This is a genomic window from Paenibacillus sp. G2S3 (assembly GCF_030123105.1).
GTDB lineage: Bacteria > Bacillota > Bacilli > Paenibacillales > Paenibacillaceae > Paenibacillus_AQ.
In genome coordinates this window covers 4,414,281-4,440,225 of the sequence record NZ_CP126095.1, presented here as the reverse complement: position 1 = coordinate 4,440,225, position 25,945 = coordinate 4,414,281, and the positions used below count along the sequence as shown (strand labels likewise).

Below are 25,945 nucleotides of genomic sequence, written 5' to 3'. Positions count from 1 at the left end.
AAAAGTAAACTGACCCTATGTAAAGGACATTTAAAAAAAGTCTAGGCAGATTGAAGAAGATGATCTCTGTATTGAACAGGGGTCATCTTTTTTAAATCCCATTGATACCTGTAGTGGTTATAGTAGGTCATGTAATCCTTAATCTCCTGTTTTAACTCAATCAAAGTCAAACAAGGCTTAATGGAAGCTTGATCTTTAAAATGACCAAAAAAAGATTCTTGTGGGGCGTTATCCCAGCAGTTTCCCCGCCTAGACATAGATTGTTTCAATTTCATTTTCTTAACCATTTTTTGAAAATAAGGATGTGTATAATGAGATCCCTGATCAGAGTGAATGAAGGCACCATCAGCTCTTTTAAACCTTTGGTTTTTCTTAAGCTTTAGGAGAGTATCTGTCGCAAGATCCATTGTGATTCGATCTGACACGTGATATGCCAAGATCTCATTGGTTGAACTATCTTTGATTGTGGATAAATAGGCTTTTTTACCCGATCCGTAAAATAAATAAGTGATATCCGTCAGTAACACCTTACCTGGAATGTTCTGCTTAAACTCCCGGTTCAGCAGGTTAGGAACGACCCTATGCTCCTGAGTAGCCTTCATCATCCGTTTATAGGGATTGGCCCTCCTAAAGGGGCATACAATGCTGTATTTCTTCATAATCCTCCTAATCCTTTTCAAATTGTAGATCACCTTAAACTGGCCCTCCAATGTCATCTTGATGGATCGGGCACCTTTCTTTCGTCTTTTGAAATGAAAAGCTTTTAGAATGACTTCTCTTAGTTGCTCATCTTGCTGTTTCTTCTGGATTCTCTTTTGCTTTGCTTCGGAAGACCAATACCTGTAATATCCACTCCTGGAAACCCCGGATACTTTACATAAATAGTTGACCAAACGGGAGAGTTGATATTTCTCGATGATGGTATGAATAAGGACAAATTTCTGGCTAGATGAAAGTACTATCCTTTGTTTTGCCTCCTTTCCATGAAACGAATCTTTTTTAACAGTTCATTCTCCCCTCGCAGCAAAGCATTCTGAGCTTCTAGCTTGGCATACTTCTCTTCGAGCGTTAGCTCCCGTTTAAGGGGTCTTCCTGAGGCGTGGCTTCTTGTATCCTGCAAACCTAAGATTCCGTTCTCTTGGTAACTCGCACGCCATCTCTTTGCTGAGGATTCGACTCTTTGGAGCCCAATGACAGTTACGTCAAAACCACATACTTCAAATATTTCTCTCGGCGGCTTCCCCTTATTATTCTCTGAGATAAACAATTGCTTAAACGCATCCGTATATGTAATTGCCTTTGAAGATACGGACCTCACATTCGGATTGTTAGATAACTGCTTGATCTCTTTATCTGTAAATATTTTCTTGCTCATACCATTCCTCTTCCCTATCTTCTTCGTTATAAACAAAATACCCTACCGAGAGACTTTTTAAAAGTGTCTACTCGATAGGGTACAGTTTAAAAGTCTGGCTAGTCTTTTATTCTGTTCGATTTTTTTATTTCACTTTAATGCCCATGGCTTGCGCAACCTTAGTAAATACTTCGGTGTTTTCGTAGATTCCAGTAAACAACTGAGCGTTTTTGCCCATAGCCGTGATTGGAATGTCAACCGCTGTATGGCCAGAAGTCGTCCAGTCCACTACAAAATTCTGTTTGGAATTCGCGATGGCAAACGGACCATCTTCTTTGGAGATGCCGTCGCCTGATTCATCTTCAGCGTCAACAGCTTCAATAGAGAACCCACCTGTTTCATGGTCAGCAAGAACTAGAACGAGTGTATCGGGATTCTTTTTAGCGAAATCTTTGGCTACCTGAACGGACTTATCCAGTTCTTGACCCGCTTTAATCGTCATTTTGGCATTGTTTTGGTGAGCAAATTCGTCAGTGCCTTCTTCTTCAACCATCAGGAAAAATCCATTTTTATTTGCTGCAAGCGTGTCTATCGCTTTTTTCGTCATTTCAGGCAGGGATACAACCGGATTGTAGATATCTCCTTCACCCTCTGGCTTTTGCTGGAACATTTCCTCGTTTGCAAATAAACCGAGAAGCTTTCCGTTTTTCGCCTTTTGCATATCTGTTTTATTCGTTACATAGGAGTATCCTAGTTGTTTCGCTTTGTCTACAAGGTTGCCTTGCGTTCCTTTACTTTTCTCTGAAGGATCTTCAGCAGGCTCATCAGCGAACTTACCTGGATTTCCTGCTGGATACCAGAAGTCTTCACCACCACCGAGCAGAACATCAACTTTGCTCTTGGTGAGGAGCTGCAGAGCGATGTCACTTTGTTTGGAGCGATCTTCAACGTGAGCACCGAATGCGGCGCCTGTTGCATCCGTGATTTGACTGGTAGTTACTACACCTGTAGATTTCCCTGCTGATTTTGCATATTCCATAATGGTTTGGACGGACTTCTTATCTGCATCCATCCCGATGGCTCCGTTATAAGTCTTGATTCCGCTGGCATAAGCTGTAGCGGAAGCTGCTGAATCTGTAACAGGGACAGTGGAGCTTGTATGAATTAACCCACTATAAGGCATAGAATCCATTGCTAGATTACCTTTTTCACCGACTGTAGCCAGGCGGATGGCATTGCGTTGAGCGGTGCCCATCCCATCTCCGACAAACAGAATCACATTTCGAGTGTTTGATGAAGCTGCATTAGCTTGATTTGGTGCTTGCGTAGTGACTACGTTGGAAACGAAGAGAGCAGTTGCTGCGGTTGCTACAATTGCCGTCTTAACGCCGTACTTTTTCGGTGATTTCATAATTTCCCTCCTAATGTATGTTTACAACCTCATACTATAGTAATTACATTAAGAGAATGTTTTCGCATCTTGTAATAAATGTAAAATGATATAGCCTTCAAAAGCCTTCAAAATAAAATATATCTTGGCGTATTCTTCGAATACTGGATGTATTCATCTCCAAATACGTGCTTTAAATGCTGCTCTTCTTGAAGAATAAGTAAATGTATAGCGACAATGTTAAGCATAAATATAATAAGTGTTAATAGATTTGGGTACATAAAATACAAACCTAAAAACATGAGATCAAAACCAACAAATGCAGCGTTTCTACTATATTTATAAATACCCTGTGTGATGAGTTTTGTTACAGTAGTCTTATCAATCCCAACTCTCCATGAAGTGCGCATAGAGATCATTGCTAGGATAAAAATTGAACAACCGAGCGCAGCTACACCAACGCCAATAAAGTGGATTACAGGAATATCAAACTGTTTACCTACAATTGTAAGCATAAAAGACTCTGCTAAGGAAAAAACAAACCATGTTGCACCCCATAAAAAAGTAGAGGTTTTTACCAATAACTCGGTATAATGAATCTTAGCTAGCTTTTTTCCTTTAGCTAATACGTTTCCTTTAATATGGTTCTTCTTGTAAAGTATAAAGAGTTTCAAAAGGTAAGAAATAAGAAATATGAAGAAAAGAATTAGGGATAGAATATTTTTTAGATTACTCATTGTAATTTCCTCCTCACTAATACATATGAATGATTGCTCATATGTTTGATTATATCTTATTTGTTCTTGCTGAGGGTGTCAACCAATTATTGCTTCAGGAGGATAACGTGAAAACAACAGTGTATAAGAAATGGTGGTTATGGGTCCTGATTATAGCGGTTATTGCATTAGTAAGTACTGGAATCGGAATGCTGGTCAAGCCATCAGGGTTGTCAAAATATACTTCAAAAGAGTATAAGGTTACTTTGAAGTATCCTTCCGATTGGGTAGTAAATCCAGAATATGAAGAAAAGGTTCAGGGGAACGACGGATTTTTTCAATTATCCGCTATTTCTGGAGAGGGGCTTTCCATTGATGAAGTAGCAAACATTGATGCATTTCATCAACTGAAGCCTTATGGCTCCAATCCACAAATTATTGAACTGACACTAGAGGGGCTGAAAGTGGAAGAGAAAGCACGATTGATTGTGCCTTCTGCTGATCAAGAAGAGGAATGGAATGATCAGGCAGCTATTATTATGAAATATCCAGAAGCGGTGAAAATAGGAGATTCCTTGTACTATTATTTTATTTTGTGGGCGGATATAGAGCATATAGAGGAGATTGGTCAGACCGTATTATTTACCGGGAAATTATAAAGCATTTGGGCACGAAGGAAGTCTAAAGTCTTATCTGCTGGTATCTCTAAGAAATATTCCAACTGCCATTTTTGCGTCTTTTGAGCCTGACGACTTGTGGGATTATCCCATGGCGGGTATACACGTATTGCTCTTTTTCCACCTTCACCATTATTGGATAATATATCTTGTTTCCCTAGGACAGCTTTTGGAAATACAAATTGACCAAAGTGATTCTCTGTCCGTGTACTTATAACGAAGAGGTCGGCAGGATCGGAAAAGTTATAAGGCTGAATCGGTCCATCCTCAATTCTCTCCCATAACGTTACAAACTGCCCGATCTTTGTAGGTGTAATTTTTGCAACACGGAATCTAATGGATAGCGCGTTTAAGTTAAATATATATGCTCCATAATCAGCATTGTGTGGTTCACGAATGAGGTCAGAGCAATCAAGATTGCACGGGTTATATACAAGCTCTTGGGTAGCAAGTAGATCACTATGAATGATATCTGAAAAGCTTTGATTCTTAACTTTCATCTGTTCAAATCTCCCGGTTGAGTTCCCTAGAAACTCCTAATGTTCACTATCTTAATGCAAGAATAGCGAGTTCACAACCGCAGACAGAGTACTTTTTCCTTAAGATTGGAGGTAGTTGTATGAAATCCATACATAAATTAGCTGAAATTTTTAAGCTGAGTGTTTTGAATATAGAGGCAGTTCCTGAGTCGTTTAGTTCTGAAGTATATAAACTTACTCTTATGAACCTAGACAACGTATATGTGAAAATTCCATACAACAGGGATAAACTGGTTCGTGAATTTCATATGCTTGAAAGATTAAAGGGTGTTATACCTGTTCCAAAAGTACTGGATTTCTGGGACGGAGATGAGATGAGTGTCGGCGCATTGCTTCTATCTGCTATAGATGGGGGGCCTTGTACGAGTAACATTGATCAGAGTCTGGCCTATCAAATCGGTGAGTATCATGCGATGCTTCATGAAGTTACCATGCCAGCGTATGGATGTTATGGATTCGATGGTTTTCAGACGGTAGAGAACAATAGCTGGAGATTGTACCTGAAAAATAATTTTGAAAAGTGGAAAGAACCTTGTAAGGAGCTCCTTCAGCCTGATTTATTTGAGAAATGTCTTACTCACTTTGATAGCGTATATTCGGCGTTACCTGAACCTGATGGGCCTTGTGTTGTTCATATGGATTTTCGACCAGGCAATATTTTAATAAAAGATAATCGGGTCGTTGGTATAATTGATTACGAAAGCGCTCGTGGTGGTTCTTCAGAAATTGATTTTACAAAAATGAATCGATACGTCTGGGAAGTGAACCCGCTAACACGGCTCCCGTATGTGCAAGGTTACGAAACGGTTCGTCCTTTACTCGATCTCGAAAATATAATCCCGTTTTATAATTTTTATGATGCTTTTAGTGCGGTAGTTTGGTGTAAAACCAGAGGGATTAAAAAGAATCAGGCATTTCTTCAGGAAAGTATAGAGGTATTGCAAAGATCTACAGGAGGAATCTATCCGTGGGGAAAATAGAAGTGAAATGTTTTAATCTATGGGGGAGTAGATGTTTTGGAAATAAAAAATAAACAAGATGAACAACGGTATTGTCCTTTATGTAAAGAATTAAATCATTGTGGTGCTGACAGTGGTGATTGTTGGTGTTTTCATACGGAAATTCCTACAGAACTACTAGACCGGGTACCTATTGAACTAAAAGGTAAAGCCTGTATCTGTCAAAGATGCGTTGAGGCGTTTAAAAAACATTAATCAGAAATTTAACTAACTTAAAACAAAAACAGTAATTACATTGTGTATACTTAAATAGTATTATAAAAAACATAGGGGGGACACAGATGAGAAAGCCAATAATTGCAGTTGATATGGATGACACGATATGCCATCTAGTCAAAAGAGCTATATACCATAACAACAATGATTTCCCCACTCATGTACTGAAGTACGAGGAGATGCTTGATTGGAATACGGACCATTTACGTCATCCAGATTGTACACAAGATGTATTCTATGGGCGGCCTGGACTATATGAGGAGCTTGAACTGTTTGACGAGCATGTTGTAGGAGAAATGGAGAAGCTCCACAACGCGTATGATGTTATTATCGTTACGGCAGCCCAGCCCAATGCAGTTGTTGAAAAATGGAACTGGCTTCAAAAGCATATGCCGTTTATTCCCATTGAAAATTTCTTCCCTTGCAAGCGAAAGAATCTAATTAATTATGATCTTCTGATCGATGACGGGGTTCACAACTTGGTTCCTGCATTACAGGATGGAAGGAAAGTGCTCTGCATTCCGCATCCATGGAATTTGAGAGCCCGTGAACAATATGGATTTCCATTATTGATCTCCTGGGAAGGTGCGAAAGAGAAGATTGATCAGATTTTTGAAATTCAAGAGACTAGCTGATTTGAGGAGAGTTGCTCACATAGAGCAATTCTCTTTTTTTATGCTTTTTTTAAGAAAAGCAACATTGACAAGATGGGTTGATTGTATATAATTGGAATAGACCGACGGTCGGTCTACAAAAAGGAGGACTCAAAATAAATGAGAATTTCCAAAGAAGCGGAAGAACGCAGAAATGAGATATTAGATACAGCAGAAATGCTCTTTTTCACAAAAGGTTATGCGAGAACTACAGTGAATGACATCTTGCAGGAGATCGGGATTGCCAAAGGCACTTTCTACTATTATTTCAAGTCGAAGGAGGAGGTTATGGATGCGGTGGTCATGCGATTCATCGATGCTGGAGTGGATGCTGCCAAGATCATTGCCGCTGATTCAAAGCTCTCCGTGCATGAAAAGCTACTACAAATCATAATGGCGCAGAAGCCTGATTCGGAGAGAAAAGGTCAGATGATCGAACAGTTTCATCAAGCAGAGAATGCGCTAATTCATCAGAAAAGCTTGGCTGAAACTATTTTGAAGCTGACCCCTGTGTTGACTGAGGTGATTGAGCAGGGAATTGAGGAGAGCTTGTTCCATTGTCCATATCCTAAAGAAACGATGGAATTTCTGCTGATTGCCTCACAATTTTTGTTTGATGAAGGGATTTTTAAGTGGCAGCCGGAAGAGATCATTCTCAAAATTCAGAGCTTTATTTATATTATGGAAACTACGTTGGGAGCTGAAAAAGGAAGCTTTTCCTACGTAACGCAAATGTTTGAGTAAGGTCCGAACAGGGATGATGAAAGAGACGCAGGGGAGAGATCATCAATGCTGCTACAAATTGTGAAAAAAGAATTTCAAAGAAATAAAATCATAACGATTGTCTTATTTATTTTTATGATGTTATCGGCGTTGCTTGCTGCTTGTGCTTCTCAAGTCATTATGGAATTGTCCGGTTCTTTAAGTAATTTGCTGGATCAATCAAAAGCTCCCCATTTTGTTCAAATGCATTCTGGTCCAATAGATAACGCAGGTATTCAGAAATTTTCCTCTACAAATCCACTTGTTAAGAATCAACAGACAGTAGAAATGCTAAGGATAGATGGCTCGAGGATTATCTTGGGCAACAGCAATAAGTCGGAAGAGTACAGCGTAATGGATATCGGTTTTGTAAAGCAGAACCCATCGTTTGATTTGCTGCTGAATTTAGAGAATCAAGTGATTAGGGTATCTGAAGGAGAAATCGCAGTTCCTATTTATTATAAAAAGCAGAATAATCTGAACATTGGTGATCAGGTCACCCTTTCCAATGGACAGTTAGATCAAAAATTTATTGTTACAGAATTTGTTCGTGATGTCCAAATGAACCCAGCTATTGTTAGCTCTAAGCGCTTTGTCGTAAATGACGCGGATTATACTGCACTTAAGAAGAACCATGGAGAAGTTGAATATTTAATTGAATTTCAAATCACCGATTTAAGTAGACTTAGCGAGTTCCGGAATTCCTATCAATCCGCAGATATGCCCGGTAAAGGGCCAATGATAGACTATCCTTTGTTTAAAACGCTGAATGCGCTGACAGATGGGATTATTGCTATTGTCATTATTTTGGTTAGCATCCTTCTAATGCTTATTGCTACCTTATGTTTAAGATTCACGATGATCGCCACCTTAGAGGAGGATTATAGAGAGATTGGCGTCATGAAAGCAATTGGGATCTCGCAGCGAGATATTAGAAATATCTATTTGGCAAAATATATGGTTATGGCAGCATGCGCTTCACTGCTAGGATATTTATTATCTTTGGGTGTGGTGCGGTTGTTTACAGCGAATATCACATTGTATTTGGGGACTGCTCCGAAAACGATGCTTCAGCCTATTGTTCCAGTCTTAGCGGTCGGTGTGATCTTCGGGATGATTGTGTTCTTTTGCAGAGTTATTCTTAGAAGGTTTAATCGTGTAACAGTAGTAGAAGCCTTACGGTCAGGGACTGTGGGAGAGTTAAAAGGCAATACAAGTAGAATCGCGTTGAGTAAGCGCAAGCATATAAATGTGAATGTTTTTCTTGGCTTAAAGGATGTTTATGGGCGCTTCACCATGTTCGGATTATTATTCCTCGTATTTGTGATCTGTTTATTTATCATTCTTGTGCCAGTGAATCTATTGAATACCCTTCAGTCCCCTCGTTTTATTTCTTATATGGGTGTAGGTCAGAGTGACATGAGAATAGATTTGCAGCCATCTGATCAAATAGAGGAGCGATTTAATGAACTGATAACACAGCTAAATAAGGATGCCGACATAGCTAAATTCTCGCCATTAATTACTTCGCGATTTAAAGTGCTAGGCAGTGATGGCGTATGGGAGAACATCAATGTTGAAACAGGAGATTTCTCTATTTTTCCGCTCACCTATGTTAACGGAGGAACCCCTGAAAGTGGGGATGAGATTGCCCTATCTGATCTGAATGCCAAGGAATGGAACAAAAGGGTAGGGGATAACGTTCTTTTGGAGGTAGATGGTGCTTCGAAAAAATTGACGGTTAGCGGGATCTACCAAGATATAACGAATGGAGGCCGAACTGCAAAAGCCCGATTACCTTATGATCCGAAGTCCGTTCTCTGGTATATCGTAGCTTTAGATGTGAATCCGAATGTTTCCGTTCAGGAGAAAATGGATCAATACGCAAAGTTATTTTATCCAGCCAAAGTTACTCATCTAGAAAGCTATTTATCACAGACGCTCGGGAATACGATTCGGCAACTGAAGCTGGTCACTGGATTATCTATTGCCATTTCGATATCGATTTCAGTATTGATTACAGCTTTATTTCTAAAAATGCTGCTAGCGAAGGACGTCTCGCAAATCGCAATTTTGAGGAGCATTGGTTTTACGTTAGAAGATATTCGAAAGCAATATCAGATAAGGCTACTTCTGGTTTCAGGTCTCGGAATCATTCTCGGTACCTTAGCAGCTAACACTATCGGACAAAAATTCGTTCATTTACTCGGATCTTTTATGGGGGCATCCAAAATACAATTTGTAGTCAATCCGTTGGTAGCTTATCTAATTCTTCCTCTTTTTTTCATGCTGATTGTGGCACTCACAACTGTAGTAAGCACGATATCGATGAAGAAATCCAATATATCTAAACTGATTGTAGAATGATGGGGAGGTGGTAGAATGTTCATATTAGAGACGAAGGGGTTAACTAAAACTTTTGAAACTGGGCAAGGAACCCCGCAGACGGTATTAAAAGATGTTCATCTACAGGTAACAAAGGGAGAATTCGTAGCTATAATGGGACCTTCTGGCTCAGGGAAATCAACATTGCTCTATACGATCAGCGGTATGGATCGGATGACTGCAGGAAGTGTTGTTTTTAAAGGGCAGCAGATCAGTGGTCTTTCTGATAGCCAATTAGCTGAACTGCGTCTACATCAAATGGGATTTATTTTTCAGCAGATGCATCTTTTAAAAAACCTGACTATTCGGGACAATATCATCTTATCCGCTTATCGGGCTAAAATCGTTAGTCGTAGAACCATCAATAACAGAGCCACTGAGTTAATGAAAAAAACGGGGATCTCCGCACTCGCTGAACGTGATATTACACAAGTGTCGGGTGGACAATTGCAAAGAGCAGCGATCTGCAGGTCAATCATCAATGAGCCTGATATTCTTTTTGGAGATGAGCCTACAGGTGCACTAAACTCTAAAGCTGCTACTGAAATTATGGAGATATTAATAGATATTAATCAAGCGGGTACAACGATTCTACTAGCTACGCACGATGCGAAAGTCGCTGCTCAGGCAGAACGTGTCCTGTATATGCTGGATGGCAGCATAGCCTCTGAGCAATGGCTTGGAAAATTTAATCGTATCAATGGTGACTTAAAAGAGCGGGAAGAGAAGTTATCGGCCTGGTTATTAAAATTGGGATTCTGATTGTATAGGAAAGGGATACATAACATGGGAAATCTGAAGTATAACTTAAATTTTGAAACGCTATGTGCGAAATACGGGTTAGGTCATTTGAAAAATGAACCTGAACAGGTAACAGGAGGTCTTCTGCACAGAATATACCGTCTACAAACGGACAAAGCGCTATATGCAGTGAAAGCTCTAAATCCTCAAATCATGCAGCGGGAAACAGCCATGTACAACTATACTCTTTCTGAAAAAGTTGCGAATATGGCTTATCAAAATGGAATAAATGCAATACCGGCCATCGTATCCAATGATCTTTTTATGCATGAAGTTGAGGGTCAATTCTATTTATTGTTTCCCTGGGTCGAAGGTAAGGCTTTGCCACCAGGAGAAATTAATTTAGAGTGTTGTAAAAGGATTGGGGAAATCCTTGCGAAAATTCATAAGATCGATTTCTCTACACTTCTTAATCATCATCCTAATGAAAATCTTGAAGCAGTAACAGCATCCACTATTCGTTGGAATGAGTATGCTCTAAAAGCAAAACAGGATGGTTTGGGATGGTCTAGCTTGCTATTCGATAACCTGAACCAAATAAATCATTGGGAACAACTTGTAGCATCTTCAGCGGAACAATTATTGAATCATATGGTGATCAGCCATAGGGACTTAGATCAAAAAAATGTATTATGGGATGAGGATCACATACCCATTATTATTGACTGGGAAGCAGCAGGACCTATCCATCCAACACAAGAGCTGATTGACGTAGCCCTTTATTGGTCAGGTTTTGAATCGGGAAGTCTGAGCAAAGATGCTTTCTGCACGCTTATTAATGCATACCGCGATCATGGTGGCGAGATTTATGCAAACTGGTCCAATGTGCTCAACTATGGTTTTCATGGGAAGCTAGAATGGTTAGATTATAATATTAGACGATCACTTGGATTAGAGAGTACGGATGATGCGGAGCGAGACCTTGGAACCCTTGAAGTAATCAAAAGCATTAGAGGATTAAATGACTATGCTGATTTTATTCCTAATTGTATCGAATGGTGTAACCAAGTCTATTAAAGGAGAACTTATATATGAATGTAGTAAGCGCTACTATGGAGGATATAAGAGGGTGGCTAGAGCTGGCGGCAGAGGTGGAGTCCCTTTTTGGACCGATGGTAGATGATCCGAATTTCACACTTGCCTTAGAGAAAAATATCCGCCGACAAAGTGCTTTTTGTGTACGAGAGAATAATGGTTCGCCAGGTTCACGATTACTTGGAGCTGTGTTATTCTCTTCATCCAATGCCCCTAACTACAAGATTGGATGGTTATCTGTTTCAGCCATAGAGAGAAATAAAGGAGTCGCTACTGCCCTACTTAACCATATTCTCCAAAGTGTCGAAACTCCAGCAGAGATATTCGTTACTACATTTGGTGAGGATTATCCAGAGGGTCAACCTGCTAGAGGATTTTACCAGAAGTTTAGTTTTGTTCCTCTGGAGGATAGGGTACCGGAGGGGCCTGAAGGTGGCTCAAGACAAAATTTCAAGCTGACGATTGCTCATAAGGATTCGATATGAAAAAAATAATTGTTTTATCGACGATTTCATTGTTCTTGTTAGCGATTTCTTTTAGCCCATTGTTCAATTATATCCGCGAGTACATCATTTCAGATCAGATCAATCAGCGTTATGAGATAAACCATGCTGAAAAAGGATATAACACGTTAAACGTTCAAGAACTAACGGTTGACGATAAGCATATTAAAATTGAGGAAGAAAATACAGGCAGGACTGCAGAATTAACACTTTGGGATGAAGAGGAGAATGTCCCGCCTGGAGATATTGTGAAAGTTCAGTTTTTATTAAATGGTCAAAAAATCTCAACCGCTGATGAAATATGGCTGTCTAATCGGGAAAGAGGAAGCAGATATTTCTCATGGATAGATATTCTCACTGTTAAGGATCGAAAGACCGGTGAGAAAGAAATAAGTATAATCCAAAGACTTACAGATGATAGTCAACCGATGGAAAAGAGAAAATGGAAAATAATCACGATCGCAAATGATGGCAGTATACAAGAAAAGGTGCTGAGTTATGCTCAAAGAAGTGATAACCATCTAGGTGTGAAGCTTATCGAGTTCTCTGGTACATCACTTATGGGTATGGGCTTCTATTCGGATATTACTAAAAGTTATCCAAGTTTATTTTTCCCTCTAATTTATCCGTTTTTGACGGGTGTCGTGGGAATCTTCTTATTGATCATTATAGTTGTTCAATTACTGATTGAACTTCATCATAGGCGCGTAATTAGTAAGATCGGGCGATAGCGCACATAAGATATGATCTGAAATTACTTATAATTACGAATCACCTTTAACTTGGTCAAGGTTGATATAGCAAACAATAATAGCAGGACTCCGATGGAACCCATGACAGGGGCTGGACTGAAGTGATCGGATAGGAATGAAACGGCTGTAAGACCAACAGAGGGTGCCACACTCATAATGGAGCCTAGTACACCGAAGACTCTACCTTGTATATCCTCCGAAACTTCCAGTCTGAGGATGGTATTTATCAGCAATGTACAGAATGAGAACATAAAGCCAATTAGAAGAATGATGGGAATGGCTAACGCAGCGGTAGTGACGAACGATAACAGGAGGTACAAGGGACCCAGACATAGCAGTCCAGTCATGATAAAGAAGCCGCGATTCTTTAATTGGGAGCCGAGAAACAAGATCATGCTGGAACCCATCATATAACCTAGTGGAATACAAGCTTCCATGAGTCCAAACTGAAAGGGACTAGAATTCCATACGTTGACGGCCATAACTTGCGTTAGCATTAGTGAAGGCATAAAGAACAAAGTGAGCGTGGGGAGCATTATGATTATTGCTCGGGCGAAGGGGTATCTCCAAATATAACGAACGCCATCCGCAAGATCCTGCGTAAATTTTCTTTCTTCTTTAGGTCCGGTCTTCACTCGGTTTGGGAGTGGAAGGGAGCGGACAGCAAGAACCAATAGAAAGGAAACAAAAAATGTAGCTCCATCAAATAATATGGCATCCGTCGCTCCAAAACTCGCTACAAAAATACCTCCAGCCGAATACCCAATCGTCCGACAGATGTTCTCCGACAAGTTCAGAATCCCGACCGCTTTTTGCACATGTTCTTTGCCAACAACAGTAGTAATAGAAGCTTGATACGCAGGAGATTGGAATAATGCTGAGACTGTCGTAAGTCCCGTTAATATAGCCACGATAATGAATGATGTAGAAGACATGGAAATGGCCAAAGCAAGCGTAACTGCTAGACCGCAGCTTATCAAATCTGTGATTAACATAATGGTTCTGCGGTTGATTCTGTCTGCGAGTGTGCCTCCTATCGATCCGAGTAAAGAACTGAGCAGTAAATTGATGATCGTAATAATGGCAATCATTTTAGCGCTTCCGGTTGTTTGAAGTACCCATAAACTTAAAGCAATGCTGTGAAAGGTATTTCCAAACAAAGAAATGGAATAGGAGCCGAGTAGTAGCATAAATCTCCGGTTTCCCCAAAGGGTTGGATAGGATTGAACGGCAGTGGATGCATGTTTATCTAAAACAGGATCTGGCATTGTCATTGGTAACTCTCCTCTCAACTTAAACGCTTAAGTGAATACCAAAAAAAATTAATCAATAAAATAACGATTATTCTCTTGCTCGGAGTAGTCAGGGCGATGTAATAACTCCTGCATCAGTTCAAAAGCCGTGTCTGCTTTATTCCCTGTGAATACGAATTTCTGAATATCTTCACCAAGCATTTCTGGGCAATTACAGGTACAAAGAACAGAAAGATGTGAGAATACCCCGGATTTTTCAACATGACTTCCGATAAACTCATTAATAACTATGGCTTCTTTGTAGATCCCCTCCGATAAGATTGTATTCAATTCTTCCAGATTGTGAACATTGAATATCGCATTCTCAGATAAAGGAAGACTGTCTTGGATAAAGTTAGTGAGGAGGGAGTTATTGAAACTCTCCATAATTAAACATACCTGTGAAAGATCCTCCGGCATTACTGTTTGTAGAGCTGAACGATAGTTGTACAGCACTTGCTTAAAAAGCTTATCTTCAATCAAGCTGTCAATCAAAATTAAGGGAACACCTTCTACAAAATGCTTGGAAATCGAATAGAAGGATTCTTCGCGGACATCGATCAGAAAGACGGCTTCGAGTTTTCTTTCGATGATGATATCCAGAGAAGGATGGTCAGTACCAAGAGAGTATAATAACGTATGATATCCGGCATCTGTTAAACGCTGTTCCAAAGCACGAATAAATGTGAATTGGGCATAAAGCTTCCAAGGTGGCATATAAGCAGAATTATGGACAAGTATGCCTACTAATCCCGTTTTTTTATTGGCAAGCGAACGGGCTGCCAGATTAGGAATGTAATGAAGCTCTTCCGCAAGGAGTAAAATTTGATTGCGGGTCTTTTCAGGAATGGTTTGGTTATCTACGCGGTTCAGAACATAGCTTACAGTTGCAACGGAGACATTAGCTCGTAGGGCGATGTCCTTCATTGTAGTCTTTTTCACCAGTAAACTTCTCCCTTACTGAGATATTTATTTCCAAATATTATCATTAACTCTTGAGAAGAGTCAACGATTGACTTTATAACAAGAAGATACTGAGCATAGTGAAACCGCTTTAGATACTGACACAAATTTGTGAAATGTTTCACTTAATTATTAAGAATTTTAATATATAATTAATTTATAATCAAAATTAGGGGGAATCGAAATGAAACTATTCAAAATGATTTTAGTGGCTGGGGTTTCGGTAGCAGTATTGGCAGGTTGTGGAGCAAATGAGGATAAAGCAACCAATTCGGCGGCAACTTCAGCTCCGGCTGCTGAGCAGACAGATGCTGTAACTACAGCCTCGATCGTGAATCAAGCAGATGCATTTACTAAGGCTGTTAGCAAAGATGGAAACTGGATTGTTGCGATTCTAAATGATGTAACGATTCCTGATGAGGTTGTTGTAGCTGGAGAATTCCGTAATAAAGGAGCCGCAGATGGCGACATTTACCGTAAGATTGCCCTTTACTCGCAAGACGCTGATCACAAGATCACTGCTACTTATACACTAACCGTACCAAAGTTTACAGTACAAAGTGAGAATTTGAAAGTTGAAGGTGGAACGATTAAAGGCGATGTTTATGTAGAAGCGAAAGGTTTTACTTTGCCTGAAACCGCCACTATTGATGGTAACCTCTACTTTGCGAGCGAAGATCTGAAAGCATCTGCTGTTATTGATGGAAAAGTGACTGGAACAACAGAAGTTAAATAATTTCGTAATCAACTTATACAGTAGAAGTCAATCCATAGACTATGGGTTGACTTTTTTCTTTTTGTGATTATGTGATCTTCAGTTGATTTTCTTAATATTGAACTTATAATATTACTACCACTACTAGGAGGAACACATATGTCTAAGGAGTATTCACGCACATATATCGAAAGTGTAAAGCTAGAAATGTTAAATAGATTGGGACTTAAGCAAGTGTTCTTTAAGGAGCAAATAGGTGACGGCCTGATTTTTGAAGCGGTTGGTTTTGATAAAGGGAGCAAGCATCGTTTTTGTGTTAGACCGAAGACGAAAACAATTGACGAATTTATTTCAGGAAAATGGATGAAGGTCCGCAGCTTTACAATCAAAAGTGTGGAAATTTAAAATTGAAGTCTAAAAAGGGAACCCCATTTAAATCGGAGTTTCCTTTTTTATTTTTGAGAAGGATTCATTGATAATGTGAAGTATCGCCGTACAGATCGATAGTTGTATTGTTGTCAGTTAGGGTTACTTTACACAATGCTGTAGAGAGAATATCCGGTAGTTCCCCTAATTCCTGCAATGATTTATTGAGAAAATGAGCCATAATGACTTTCAGGGTCATCCGATGCGTGACAATAAGTACCTCATGTCCTTCATTATCGTTAATGATACGCTCAATAATCGGCGTTACTCTTTGTTCAAGCTGACTATAGGTCTCACCTGGGGCTAGAGGAATAAAAAGATCAGGTCTGGTGAAAAAATGGGTGAACTGTAAAGGATATTCTTGTTCAATCTGATCTGTGTTCATTCCTTCCCAAATGCCCATGTTAATTTCCATTAATGAAGCTTGCTGTTGAATCGGTAAACTCCGATTTCCTCGTAAAATCTGCGCAGTATGCAATGCTCTTGGACTAGTACTAGAATAAATGGCTCCTAAATTCTCACCTTCCAAACGTTCTCTCAACCATTCCGCTTGCTGTTCGCCCAAGGTTGTTAACGCTGAATTTTGATGTCCTTGCATTCTTTTCTGCAAATTCCATTCGGTCTGCCCGTGACGGGTTAGAAATAATACTGTCTCTTTCATTAACGAAACCTCCCTTTTGAATAGTTGTAAGTATAAGAGAAAAAATTATAAATAAACAATATATAATAGTTAATATTCATAATGTATAGTTATAATAAGAAAGCCGAAGGTCCGTTAAATATGATTTTATTTTATATAGTTAGGAAGAAATCAGGATGAACTATCATGTATTAAAATTGTTTTATTACGTTGCGATAACAGGGAGTGTGACCAAAGCCTCCGAACGTTTGCACATCAGTCAACCGGCTATCTCCGCGCAGATCCGTAAGTTTGAACGGGAGAATAATATCGTATTACTAGAGGTCATAGGAAAGAGAATGGTGCTAACACCGATTGGGAAAAAACTGATCGAACCACTTGAAAAGTTATTTGCTATGGGTGAACAGGTACAGCAGATGATTGAGGATTATCATAAATTTCCTGCGGGTCATATTCGGATCGCAGGTAATTACCTTGCTACAAGCTTACTCATACCTCGATGGGCGTCATTATACAAACAATCTTTTCCGGAGGTTAAAATTCAGATCTCTACTGCAAATTCTCATGAAGTCATGGAAAAGTTAAATAACTTTGAAGCAGACGTGGCGATTTATAGTGATATGGCGTTTCCTTCTCATCATACAGGGGTGTTCGAACATCGGGAGTTGTACAAGGACGAGTATGTGTTCGTAGTTTCTTCAAATCACTCTTTAGCCAAGCAGGAGGTTAGCTTTGAGGAAGTAATGGCTGAGGCATTTATTATGAGGGAGGAAGGTAGTGCAGCCAGAGAGAGAATTGTACAATTATGTGAAGAAAGAAAGGTACAACAACCGAAAATCGAGCTGCAATTTAATGGAGTAAATGAGGTTATTCAAGCCGTGATTGCCGGTTATGGGATTAGTTTTGTATCTGCGTTGTTAGCAAAGCCTTATCTTGATCAGGGTATGTTAGCCAAGGTCGAAGTGGAAAATGTAGTCTCAAAGCATTCGATATGGATGAGCCACAGAAAGAAAGAGCTTCAAGAAATCTATATCCAGTCATTTATTAAGCTCGTCACGAAACGATTAAAAGAAGAGGATAATTTATACTCGATTCCAACGCATACACCTTAATTAAAATAACTTATGAATTACGATGTATGCATTGAACTGAGATCAAAGATTGGAATGTAATTGAAGCAACTCAGGTGCACTAATGTCTTCTGCTTTAGAAGATTTAAATTGAATGTTATATAATTGTGAGTATAGCCCATTCATTTCTAATAAAGACTCATGTGTTCCTTCCTCAACAATTGAACCCTGATTTAACACGATAATTCTAGATGCTTCACGTATGGTGGATAGTCTGTGTGCAATAACCAATGTGGTTCGATTCTTCATTAACAAATCAAGAGATTGCTGAATCATTCGCTCAGATTCGTTATCGAGTGCGGAAGTTGCTTCATCTAGAAGAAGGAGTGGAGCATCACGAAGAAAAGCTCTGGCAATGGCTATGCGTTGTCTTTGTCCACCAGATAAAGTCGATCCATGTTCACCTAGGATAGTGTCATAACCATCCTGCATCTTCGTAATAAACTCTTCTGCACCTGCCAGCCGAGCGGCTTCTCGAATATCCTCTTCGCTAGCTGAACTAGAGCTGAAGGCGATATTGTCTCGTATAGTTCCTGAGAACAAATAAGGGGTTTGGGGAACATAAGTAATCATTGCACGTGCTTCTTCAAGCTGATCATGTACAGACTTTCCATACACCGAAATGCTTCCTGCAGTAGGCTCATAAAGTCCATTACATAATCGAACTAGCGTCGTCTTCCCTGACCCGCTTGGCCCGACAACCGCGATAGTTTCTCCATGTTGTATATGAATATTAAGCCCTGTAAATAGAGATGTTTCATTATCCGTTTTACCCGAATAGTTGTAGTGGACATCCTCTATTTGTAATGCGGCTACCTCTACGGAAGCAAATGTTGATGAGCTGGATTCTGTCAAAGGATGAGTAGCTCCTTCATCAGGTGCATCAAGTATAGCGAATACGCGATCAGCTGCACCTAAAGCCTCCTGCACACCTCCCCATGTTTGAGACATATGAACAAAGGGCCATTGGACTCTACCCATCAGAATAATAAAAGCGAGTACTTCACCCGCTGATGTTCCGCCACTCAAAGCGGATAACGCAATTAATGCGGCGCATGTTACCATTACGAGATTGTTGATAAAGGCGGAAGATTGCCATAAGAGTCCATTTAGAAGCGATTTTCGCAGCTGCATCTTTCTTAACTTCTCACGTTCTAACGCATATTTTTTTAAGAGAGTTTCTTCAAGCGAAAAAGCTCTGACGACCTTCATTCCTTGAAGCGTTTCTTGTAAGATTCCCCGTAATTCCGCCTCTTTTGCATATATTTGAGTAGATAATTTACGTAATCTGCGATCAAAGAAACGTCCGGAAAGAAAAACAAGGGGACCCGATCCAAGAGCTAACAAGGCGATCCAGACATCCATTTTGGCCAAATATAGAAAGGAAATGAAACAGAGAAGTAGATTATAGCCTAGATCGTATACGATGCTGTTTATCATCCCCATGGCCATCCCTGCATCTTTAGTGTTACGTGAAATCAAATCACCTGAATGCATGGACTGAAGGTAACGGAATGGAATTTGGTGACTCTTGTCAAACAGTTTCGTACGAATATCCCAAGCCATCCGACTTTGCATAACAAAGCGGAAGTAATGCTGCACCATAAGACAGCAGATAATGATGACACAAGCAATGGCACAGATTACAGTAATACGTGTTAATGCATCCATATTAGCGTTGTTGATCGTATCAATAAATACTTGCTGAATGGCTGCAAATCCTATGTCCATTACAAGCTTAGCAGAGAGCAGGAGTACTGCCACAATAAATCCAATTCGATAAGGGCTAGCGTAAGAGATTAATCTACGCAGAGCATACCCCAATTTTAGATTCTTGGATTCCATCTCATTCATATCTCTACCTCCCTGACCAGAGTAGAAATATCAGCCTTCTTCATTGAGGTCTCAACCATATTGTAATACTGTCCTTGTAAAGTCATTAACTCCAGATGAGTCCCAGCTTCAACAATAGAACCCGCCTCCATATAATAAATGTGATCTGCATCTCTGATGGTAGATAGTCTATGAGCGATAACAACCGTTGTACGATCATGCATGAGTTCTTGCAGGGCTTGGCCGACAATCTCCTGATTATGGCTATCAAGTGCAGCTGTGGGTTCATCAAGAAGGAGAAGCTTAGGCGCTCGGACAAACGCTCTGGCAATAGATAGCCGCTGCCTTTCACCGCCAGATAAGGTATGGCCCCGTTCCCCAATAGAAGTCTGATATTGAAGTGGGGTTCTCATAATAAATTCATGTATCCCCGCACTTTTTGCTGCTTTAATAATTTCTTCATAGGTTGCGTCAGGTCTTCCCCATGCAATATTTTCATATAGGGTTCCAGTGAACAGATAAGGCTCTTGAGAAACATATGCCAAATGATTACGCCAAGACCGAGGGGGAATGCTGCTTAATGGCAGCTTACCAGATTGGATGACCCCTTCATTAGGTTCATAGGTTGCGAGTATTAATTGAAGGAGGGTGCTTTTTCCACTGCCACTAGGACCGGCAAACGCAGTTACTTTACCTGGTTCTATGGTTAGATTAACGTTAGTTAATACTTGATGATTACCATAATGAAAACCTACATTTTCAAAGGTGATAGGGTACAAGCCACTAATTGATTGGTTGTTATTCATCGGCGTTTCTTTATGAGAATCTTCCTGATTACATTCACGGCTTGCGTCTTCTTCTGGTAAATCAATGACTTCAAACAATCGTTTACCTTGCGCCAGCGAGGCTTGTAATTCTGTCCATAGATTAGCCAGCTTTGATACAGGGTTTGTAATTTGCTCGAAACAAATCAGAAATGCCGCCACTGCTCCCACATCTAATCTCTCTTGGATAACTAGATATCCGCCGTAGGAGAGAACATATAGTAATCCACTAAGAATAACGGCAAAGGGCATATTATAGCCCACAGCTTCTAAGCGTGTGACAGGTAAATGAATGTTGAAATATTGCCTAACACGTTGTGTGAATTGATTATGCAGCTTAGGTGCAAGGGAGAAGGCACGCACAACCTCACCACCCTGTACCGTATCTTGAATAAACATTTGTTGAGCGGTTTCGATTTGCTGTCTTTGCTCGTGCATGGAACGTAGGCGGGAAGTGAAGGGAATCATCACAAGTGGAACAAGCGAGCAAATCAATATAGTTCCGAGCGTTAAGACATATTGGAGTGAGAGCAGATAAGTTAGGAGAAATGTAATTTGCATCAGATTACTGAATAGCTCGATGGTCTTCTGATTGATACCTTGCTGAGCAGCTGGGGCAGAATCATTGATACGACTAATGAGATCAGCAGAATGATAACGATCCAAATCTTTCATCTGTACGTTTAATAATCTAGCTAGCAGTGATACCTGAAGCTTGGAGGTCGACTTGAATTCAAGCACACCTGATAAGTAAGTCAATAAGAAGCTGGCTAAAGCATCTACAATAACGATTACTAGAGCAAAGATAGCACCAGACATCAAAAAGGACATGTTCTGATTCGTAGCAGCGTTGATTATACGTCGTAAAGATTCGGCTATCCCAACTGTTGCAAGGGAAACGACGGCTGCTAAGAGACACAATATGAGGTACCAGCCTAGATAGGGTTTTCCAAGTTTCAGTAAACGCATAAAAGTGTTAGAAACTACGCTGGATTTTTTAATCGAGTCTGCTTCTATGTTTGTAGATTCATTCAATGTAGACCCTCCCCACAATTTTTTGAATTTTCTGCGGTTCACTTAAAAGATGGGAGGTTCCTCATCGAGCATGACTTTTGTGGTGACGGCAAGTAATTCTCTCAATTTATCCATCTGAAGATGGTAATATAATCGATGATCCGTTCGTTTTAATTCGATAAGGTCTAAAAAGAACAGGAAGTTGGCATGATAAGTTACTGCCGCGGGCGTTATGCCAAGTGCTGATGCAATTTCTTGTCCATAGTGAGGGCGATTCCTTAAGAGCAGTAAGAAGTCTAATCGTCGTTTATCTGAGAATGCTTTTAAAAAAAGTTCAGTTTTCTCTCGATCAGCAGCAGGCCCGAATACATGATCATTAAAAATACCGAATATAACCCAAGCGATACGAGAACCTCCTGCGTATAAGGAGAGAACATGATTCCCAACTTGCGAGAAGAAGCTGACATGAAAAGTTGTGGGAACATCATAAATTGCAGGTTCATTTTTGTTAATATCACGAATGAATCTTTCAGGATTAGCTAGGAACAGACCTTCATAACGCTGAGAGGCTTGTTCAGACTCCCTTCTTAACTCCTCTTTCCAAAGTGAAAAGACATCCTTGTAGAACTGGTTTAAGAGCTGCATATAACGTAGCTTGGTTTCTTCGGGATAAGCAAGACACTCTAGCAATGGCCCCTGCGCTTCAATCACATCCAGCTGCGGTTTTGTTCTTGCCACAAGCTCAGCCATTAAGTGGGTATCCTTCTTGACGATTTCCCAATCGTTTCCTTCCAGCAGCTCATCTAATTTATCGTAATACACACCATAAACCATTTCAGCGACTACCTTGTCTGCAGGACTTTTTTCCAGTCGTTTAATCCATGCTTCAGCTGTTTGTGGTTCTGGACAGGTGCAAATGGATTCATAGAAAGCAAAATCGAGTGCTTTATGAAAAAAGTTGTACTGGAAAAAAAACTGAAGTTCTCGGTAGGAGTGAGGTGACAACCGTGCTCGTGCATCTTTATGATAAGACAACGCTTGTGGGTCCATTTCAAGCTTGTAATCCTCTGCCGCCTTAAGCATCTGCTCTTCACAAGCAATCATTCCCATAGAAACAATGAATTCCAAAGCTTCGTTGTATGCAAATTTAATGTTCGATAGTAAGGTATCCTTCATGTTATCTTCCATCATAACCTCCGTTATTTCTTGATGTAATATTTAAATGTTGGGATAATACGACTAATATTTAATAATTACTTAATGTTAAAATAAACCATTCGTTTTCTTTTGTAAAGGGATATTTTACAATTCGTACTAACTGCTGGGATTCGGTTTTCATGCATGGTAAACTATGGATAAAAATGAGGAGGGATCATGATGGATCAAATCGTGTTCAAACAAATTGAATTTGTGCGTAGTGTTACTGTTCGTACAGTTGCGGGACTGACCGAGGAAGCTCTAGATATCATTCCAGAAGGTTTCAATAACAACATCAGATGGAACTTGGGACATATTTATTTGGTGCAAGAGAAGTTTGCTTTTCATTCCGCTAGGGAGCTTATGCATTTGCCGGAAAGCTTTGAACGATTATTTGCGAAGGGTACTAAACCTGCAGAGTGGAGCGAGAAGCCACCAACACTTGAAGTGTTAATTGAGATGCTTATGAAGCAACCAAAACGTATTCAGGAGGCTATGCACAATCGCTTAAGTGAACAAGTAACTCCTCTTACAACCGGTAGTGGATTAACCTTAAATACAATCGGGGAATTCATAAATTTCACGCTTTACCATGAAGGGATGCACTTCAATACAATAAAACTATTAAATCGATTTGCAGATAAAAGTCTTTAGAGATCTTTAAAAGCCGAAAGTCTAAAGCCAAGGAGGTAACTGATGGAGGTCGGAAGAATCTTAGGTATTGCTTACAATATAATTCCAGTTAAAGATTTAGAGAAATCTGCTGCTTGGTTTGTGAAGCATTTTGGTTTTAATGTTAGGGATCGAAGAGAAGGGAATTTAAGCTTATTCAGGAATAATAGACCGATATTATGTTTAACACAAAGTGATGATGATTCGAGAGCTGTGTTTGAGGTGAAAGGTAAGAAAAGATGGGTGATCACTTTTTTTACAAATGATGTGTTATCTCTTCACGGTCAATTGAAATCAGAAGATGTAAAAGTCGGGAATGTTAGTGATGAAGGTGAGTATGGAAAGTTTTTTGTTTTTGAGGATCTAGATGGTAATTTATTTGATGTTTGGGAACACCATGATTGTGAACTAGTTTATTAGCAAAAATAGCTGGGCGTTGGCAGCAACTTCGAAACTGATTGACGTCCCTCTTAAGCTGGTCGTATAAGAATAAGTAAATGGCTACAGAAAAACACTGCATTCATCAATTTGGTGAGTGCAGTGTTTTTGGTATATAAGCTTATTTTTCCTCAATTACTCTATCTGGTAACTGTGTTACATAACTATCTGATAGATGGAGAAGCTCTAAAGCACGATCGAACTCATCCTCGGTCGTTTGTTGCGTGTGGTTGCCATCGCCAGATAAGGTATAATGCTGACCATCCTCGAAGCCACTGCCAGATAGGAAGAGCTCTTCATTATTTACGAACGATCCTGTTGGCAAATAATAGCGCTGAGGAAGTAGGTTATAAGTTGATTGATTCAATAAATCTTGTCCGAAATGAATATGATCTGCAAGAGATACACCCAATAAATTAGATACAGTCGGTAAAATATCCACTTGTCCGCCTAGCTGTTCTTTTACACTTGGCGTTGTAATTCCCGTCGCTGATAGGATCAATGGAATATTAATCAATTCACGTTCCGTATATTCATGACCAAGGATCTCCTGTAATAAGACGTGATCATCCTCTTTCAGAGAGAAGATCGGAAGTCCACGGTGATCTCCGTACAATGCAATCAGGCTGTTATCCCATACCCCATTTTGTTTGAGCTCATCAATAAAAAGTCCAAGTGCGTAGTCAGCATAATTCTGAGCACGAATATAATCTCCGACTAACGTTCCTTCAAATCGTTCTGGAAGGTTCATTTTGTATTTATCCTCAGGGATCGAGAATGGATTATGCGCTGACATCGAAATTACGTGGGAGTAGAAAGGCTGATCCTTCTGATCCATCCTTGCTAGCTCTGCAGCTGTTTTCTCATACAATACTTCATCAGAAGCTCCGTAAAATACCGTGTCCTCTTCACCATAATATTCCTTATCGTAATATCGATTAAATCCTAAGGCAGTATAAAGCTCGCCACGGTTCCAAAAGTCGACTTCATTCGTATGGAATGTTGCCGTATCATAACCTTGCGCTTGAAGTAGCTTAGGTAGGCTTGGAAGTTCTTTAGGCGCATACATTTGAGTGGCTGGACCATCAGGTGGAACATAGAAAGAAGTATTTACAATGAATTCGGCGTCAGAAGTATTTCCTTGTCCAACCTGCTGGTAGAAACGCGGAAAGTAGTAACTGCTAGCCGCAAGCTTGTTCATATTCGGTGTGATTTCTATTCCATCAATCTTAAGGTTGATTAAGAAGTTCTGGAAAGACTCCATCTGAAGAATGATCAGGTTCTTTCCTTTGGCCGCTCCAAATTGAACAGGATTTGAGGTTACTTGAATTCCTTTGGTCTTGTTAATCGCTGCTTGTGTAATCTCAGAGACATCAATTTGTTCTTCCTCTTGATTGGCTAGCAGAGAGTAAGCTTCATAATTGAGAATGCCCATTTGCTCGGCTTTTACAGTTTCGTTCATACTGGCTCGGTTTGGAAAAATATTCATTGCGCAAATGACGATGGAAATACAGAACAAGATCGCAACCGCTTTCCGGTTACTTTTACGCGACATGGCTTTTTTCCAGTTAAGTGCCTTTTGTTTTCTAAACATGATCAAACCAATGACAATGATATCCACGAAAATAAGCATATATTGCGGACGAAGGACCGAAAAAATACTTTTCTTAACGGCTCCTACTTGTTTGACCTGATCTAATACTTGCGAAGTAGCAATGATGCCAAAATGATTATGATATACAATGAGTGAGAAAAATAGTGTAGTAATCAACACATTGACCAGCATGTAGATGGCAATTTTTCGTTTCGTTGCGAACCATTCAATCAAGCAAAAGACTAGAAGTATAAAAGGAATTTCTTTAAGCCATGTGGTCCATGTAGGCCCATCTTCAAATAGAAAATACCAAGCAAAATAACTTTTTACTAGCATAATGAGAGAGAAAAATAATAGGGATCTTTTACTGAGGGTACGAGGTTCTTTAAACGGCATCTCTTATGC

At 39.8% G+C, this 25,945-nt stretch carries 26 protein-coding genes; 15 read left to right on the top strand and 11 right to left on the bottom strand.

Going from position 1 to position 25,945, the window contains the following annotated elements:
• Window positions 1-41 precede the first annotated feature (41 nt).
• The 3 genes from QNH28_RS19480 to QNH28_RS19470 form a co-directional block, all read right to left on the bottom strand.
• Window positions 42-1,375 (bottom strand): IS3 family transposase gene (locus tag QNH28_RS19480; RefSeq protein ID WP_481858327.1). Its coding sequence is split into 2 segments (ribosomal slippage): window positions 42-986 and window positions 989-1,375, totalling 1,332 coding nucleotides; the frame shifts between segments, so codons are not numbered across the junction.
• Window positions 1,376-1,499: 124 nt separating this feature from the next.
• Window positions 1,500-2,765 carry an alkaline phosphatase gene (locus tag QNH28_RS19475; protein ID WP_283908154.1) on the bottom strand — a complete coding sequence of 422 codons (1,266 nt, stop codon included), beginning with the start codon at window positions 2,763-2,765 and terminating at the stop codon, window positions 1,500-1,502.
• A 107-nt stretch (window positions 2,766-2,872) separates the two neighbouring features.
• Window positions 2,873-3,481, bottom strand: a complete 609-nt coding sequence (locus tag QNH28_RS19470) for a methyltransferase family protein (protein WP_283908153.1) — start codon at window positions 3,479-3,481, stop codon at window positions 2,873-2,875.
• Window positions 3,482-3,588: 107 nt separating this feature from the next.
• Here QNH28_RS19470 and QNH28_RS19465 point away from each other — a divergent pair, with 107 nt between their 5' ends.
• Complete coding sequence (locus QNH28_RS19465) at window positions 3,589-4,119, top strand: peptidase M56 (RefSeq protein WP_283908152.1); 531 nt, start codon at window positions 3,589-3,591, stop codon at window positions 4,117-4,119.
• Here the strand turns inward: QNH28_RS19465 and QNH28_RS19460 are convergent.
• Entirely contained in the window at window positions 4,089-4,637 is a 549-nt protein-coding gene (locus QNH28_RS19460) for a MepB family protein (RefSeq protein ID WP_283908151.1), read from the bottom strand. The genes QNH28_RS19465 and QNH28_RS19460 overlap by 31 nt on opposite strands.
• Before the next feature lie 119 nt (window positions 4,638-4,756).
• Between QNH28_RS19460 and QNH28_RS19455 the strand changes: the two genes are divergently transcribed.
• The 9 genes from QNH28_RS19455 (at window position 4,757) to QNH28_RS19415 (ending at window position 12,781) form a co-directional block, all read left to right on the top strand.
• Window positions 4,757-5,656, top strand: coding sequence for a phosphotransferase family protein (locus QNH28_RS19455; RefSeq protein ID WP_283908150.1), 900 nt, complete (start codon window positions 4,757-4,759; stop codon window positions 5,654-5,656).
• 36 nt (window positions 5,657-5,692) lie between these two features.
• Complete coding sequence (locus QNH28_RS19450) at window positions 5,693-5,890, top strand: cysteine-rich CWC family protein (RefSeq protein WP_283908149.1); 198 nt, start codon at window positions 5,693-5,695, stop codon at window positions 5,888-5,890.
• Between the two features lie 86 nt (window positions 5,891-5,976).
• The gene (locus tag QNH28_RS19445; RefSeq protein ID WP_283908148.1) at window positions 5,977-6,546 is read left to right on the top strand and encodes a 5' nucleotidase, NT5C type; all 570 of its coding nucleotides are present in this window, start codon (window positions 5,977-5,979) and stop codon (window positions 6,544-6,546) included.
• Window positions 6,547-6,684: 138 nt separating this feature from the next.
• The gene (locus QNH28_RS19440; protein WP_283908147.1) at window positions 6,685-7,308 is read left to right on the top strand and encodes a TetR/AcrR family transcriptional regulator; all 624 of its coding nucleotides are present in this window, start codon (window positions 6,685-6,687) and stop codon (window positions 7,306-7,308) included.
• 45 nt (window positions 7,309-7,353) lie between these two features.
• On the top strand, window positions 7,354-9,693 hold the full coding sequence (locus QNH28_RS19435; protein ID WP_283908146.1) for an ABC transporter permease: 2,340 nt from the start codon (window positions 7,354-7,356) through the stop codon (window positions 9,691-9,693).
• Window positions 9,694-9,708: 15 nt separating this feature from the next.
• Window positions 9,709-10,473 (top strand): ABC transporter ATP-binding protein, encoded by a 765-nt coding sequence (locus tag QNH28_RS19430; protein ID WP_283908145.1) that lies wholly within the window; start codon window positions 9,709-9,711, stop codon window positions 10,471-10,473.
• Window positions 10,474-10,497: 24 nt separating this feature from the next.
• On the top strand, window positions 10,498-11,529 hold the full coding sequence (locus tag QNH28_RS19425; protein ID WP_283908144.1) for a phosphotransferase enzyme family protein: 1,032 nt from the start codon (window positions 10,498-10,500) through the stop codon (window positions 11,527-11,529).
• A gap of 14 nt (window positions 11,530-11,543) precedes the next feature.
• Window positions 11,544-12,032 carry a GNAT family N-acetyltransferase gene (locus QNH28_RS19420; protein WP_283908143.1) on the top strand — a complete coding sequence of 163 codons (489 nt, stop codon included), beginning with the start codon at window positions 11,544-11,546 and terminating at the stop codon, window positions 12,030-12,032.
• Window positions 12,029-12,781, top strand: coding sequence for a hypothetical protein (locus QNH28_RS19415; RefSeq protein WP_283908142.1), 753 nt, complete (start codon window positions 12,029-12,031; stop codon window positions 12,779-12,781). Before QNH28_RS19420 ends, QNH28_RS19415 begins: the two co-directional genes overlap by 4 nt.
• Before the next feature lie 23 nt (window positions 12,782-12,804).
• Here the strand turns inward: QNH28_RS19415 and QNH28_RS19410 are convergent, their stop codons facing one another.
• Window positions 12,805-14,076 carry an MFS transporter gene (locus QNH28_RS19410; RefSeq protein WP_283908141.1) on the bottom strand — a complete coding sequence of 424 codons (1,272 nt, stop codon included), beginning with the start codon at window positions 14,074-14,076 and terminating at the stop codon, window positions 12,805-12,807.
• A gap of 48 nt (window positions 14,077-14,124) precedes the next feature.
• A complete protein-coding gene (locus QNH28_RS19405) occupies window positions 14,125-15,036 on the bottom strand; it encodes a LacI family DNA-binding transcriptional regulator (RefSeq protein ID WP_283908140.1) in 912 nt (303 codons plus the stop codon).
• Between the two features lie 205 nt (window positions 15,037-15,241).
• On the opposite strand from QNH28_RS19405, the gene QNH28_RS19400 reads away from it, so the two are divergent.
• Both QNH28_RS19400 and QNH28_RS19395 read left to right on the top strand, forming a co-directional pair.
• Window positions 15,242-15,793, top strand: a complete 552-nt coding sequence (locus QNH28_RS19400) for a polymer-forming cytoskeletal protein (protein ID WP_283908139.1) — start codon at window positions 15,242-15,244, stop codon at window positions 15,791-15,793.
• Window positions 15,794-15,931: 138 nt separating this feature from the next.
• Complete coding sequence (locus tag QNH28_RS19395; RefSeq protein WP_042189863.1) at window positions 15,932-16,177, top strand: hypothetical protein; 246 nt, start codon at window positions 15,932-15,934, stop codon at window positions 16,175-16,177.
• Between the two features lie 64 nt (window positions 16,178-16,241).
• On the opposite strand, the gene QNH28_RS19390 is transcribed toward QNH28_RS19395, so the two are convergent.
• Entirely contained in the window at window positions 16,242-16,859 is a 618-nt protein-coding gene (locus QNH28_RS19390) for a histidine phosphatase family protein (protein ID WP_283908138.1), read from the bottom strand.
• Window positions 16,860-17,014: 155 nt separating this feature from the next.
• Between QNH28_RS19390 and QNH28_RS19385 the strand changes: the two genes are divergently transcribed.
• Window positions 17,015-17,950 carry a LysR family transcriptional regulator gene (locus QNH28_RS19385; protein ID WP_283908137.1) on the top strand — a complete coding sequence of 312 codons (936 nt, stop codon included), beginning with the start codon at window positions 17,015-17,017 and terminating at the stop codon, window positions 17,948-17,950.
• A gap of 42 nt (window positions 17,951-17,992) precedes the next feature.
• On the opposite strand, the gene QNH28_RS19380 is transcribed toward QNH28_RS19385, so the two are convergent.
• Genes QNH28_RS19380 through QNH28_RS19370 form a run of 3 tightly spaced genes read right to left on the bottom strand, consistent with a single transcriptional unit; the run spans window position 17,993 to window position 22,830 of the window.
• Window positions 17,993-19,822 (bottom strand): ABC transporter ATP-binding protein, encoded by a 1,830-nt coding sequence (locus QNH28_RS19380; protein ID WP_283908136.1) that lies wholly within the window; start codon window positions 19,820-19,822, stop codon window positions 17,993-17,995.
• The gene (locus tag QNH28_RS19375) at window positions 19,819-21,660 is read right to left on the bottom strand and encodes an ABC transporter ATP-binding protein (RefSeq protein ID WP_283908135.1); all 1,842 of its coding nucleotides are present in this window, start codon (window positions 21,658-21,660) and stop codon (window positions 19,819-19,821) included. The genes QNH28_RS19380 and QNH28_RS19375 overlap by 4 nt, the downstream gene beginning before the upstream one ends.
• A 42-nt stretch (window positions 21,661-21,702) precedes the next feature.
• Complete coding sequence (locus QNH28_RS19370) at window positions 21,703-22,830, bottom strand: helix-turn-helix domain-containing protein (RefSeq protein WP_283908134.1); 1,128 nt, start codon at window positions 22,828-22,830, stop codon at window positions 21,703-21,705.
• 183 nt (window positions 22,831-23,013) lie between these two features.
• Between QNH28_RS19370 and QNH28_RS19365 the strand changes: the two genes are divergently transcribed.
• Both QNH28_RS19365 and QNH28_RS19360 read left to right on the top strand, forming a co-directional pair.
• Entirely contained in the window at window positions 23,014-23,490 is a 477-nt protein-coding gene (locus QNH28_RS19365; RefSeq protein ID WP_349654999.1) for a DinB family protein, read from the top strand.
• A 42-nt stretch (window positions 23,491-23,532) separates the two neighbouring features.
• Window positions 23,533-23,928, top strand: coding sequence for a VOC family protein (locus QNH28_RS19360; protein ID WP_283908133.1), 396 nt, complete (start codon window positions 23,533-23,535; stop codon window positions 23,926-23,928).
• 139 nt (window positions 23,929-24,067) lie between these two features.
• On the opposite strand, the gene QNH28_RS19355 is transcribed toward QNH28_RS19360, so the two are convergent.
• The gene (locus tag QNH28_RS19355) at window positions 24,068-25,876 is read right to left on the bottom strand and encodes an LTA synthase family protein (RefSeq protein WP_283908132.1); all 1,809 of its coding nucleotides are present in this window, start codon (window positions 25,874-25,876) and stop codon (window positions 24,068-24,070) included.
• Between the last annotated feature and the right edge of the window lie 69 nt (window positions 25,877-25,945).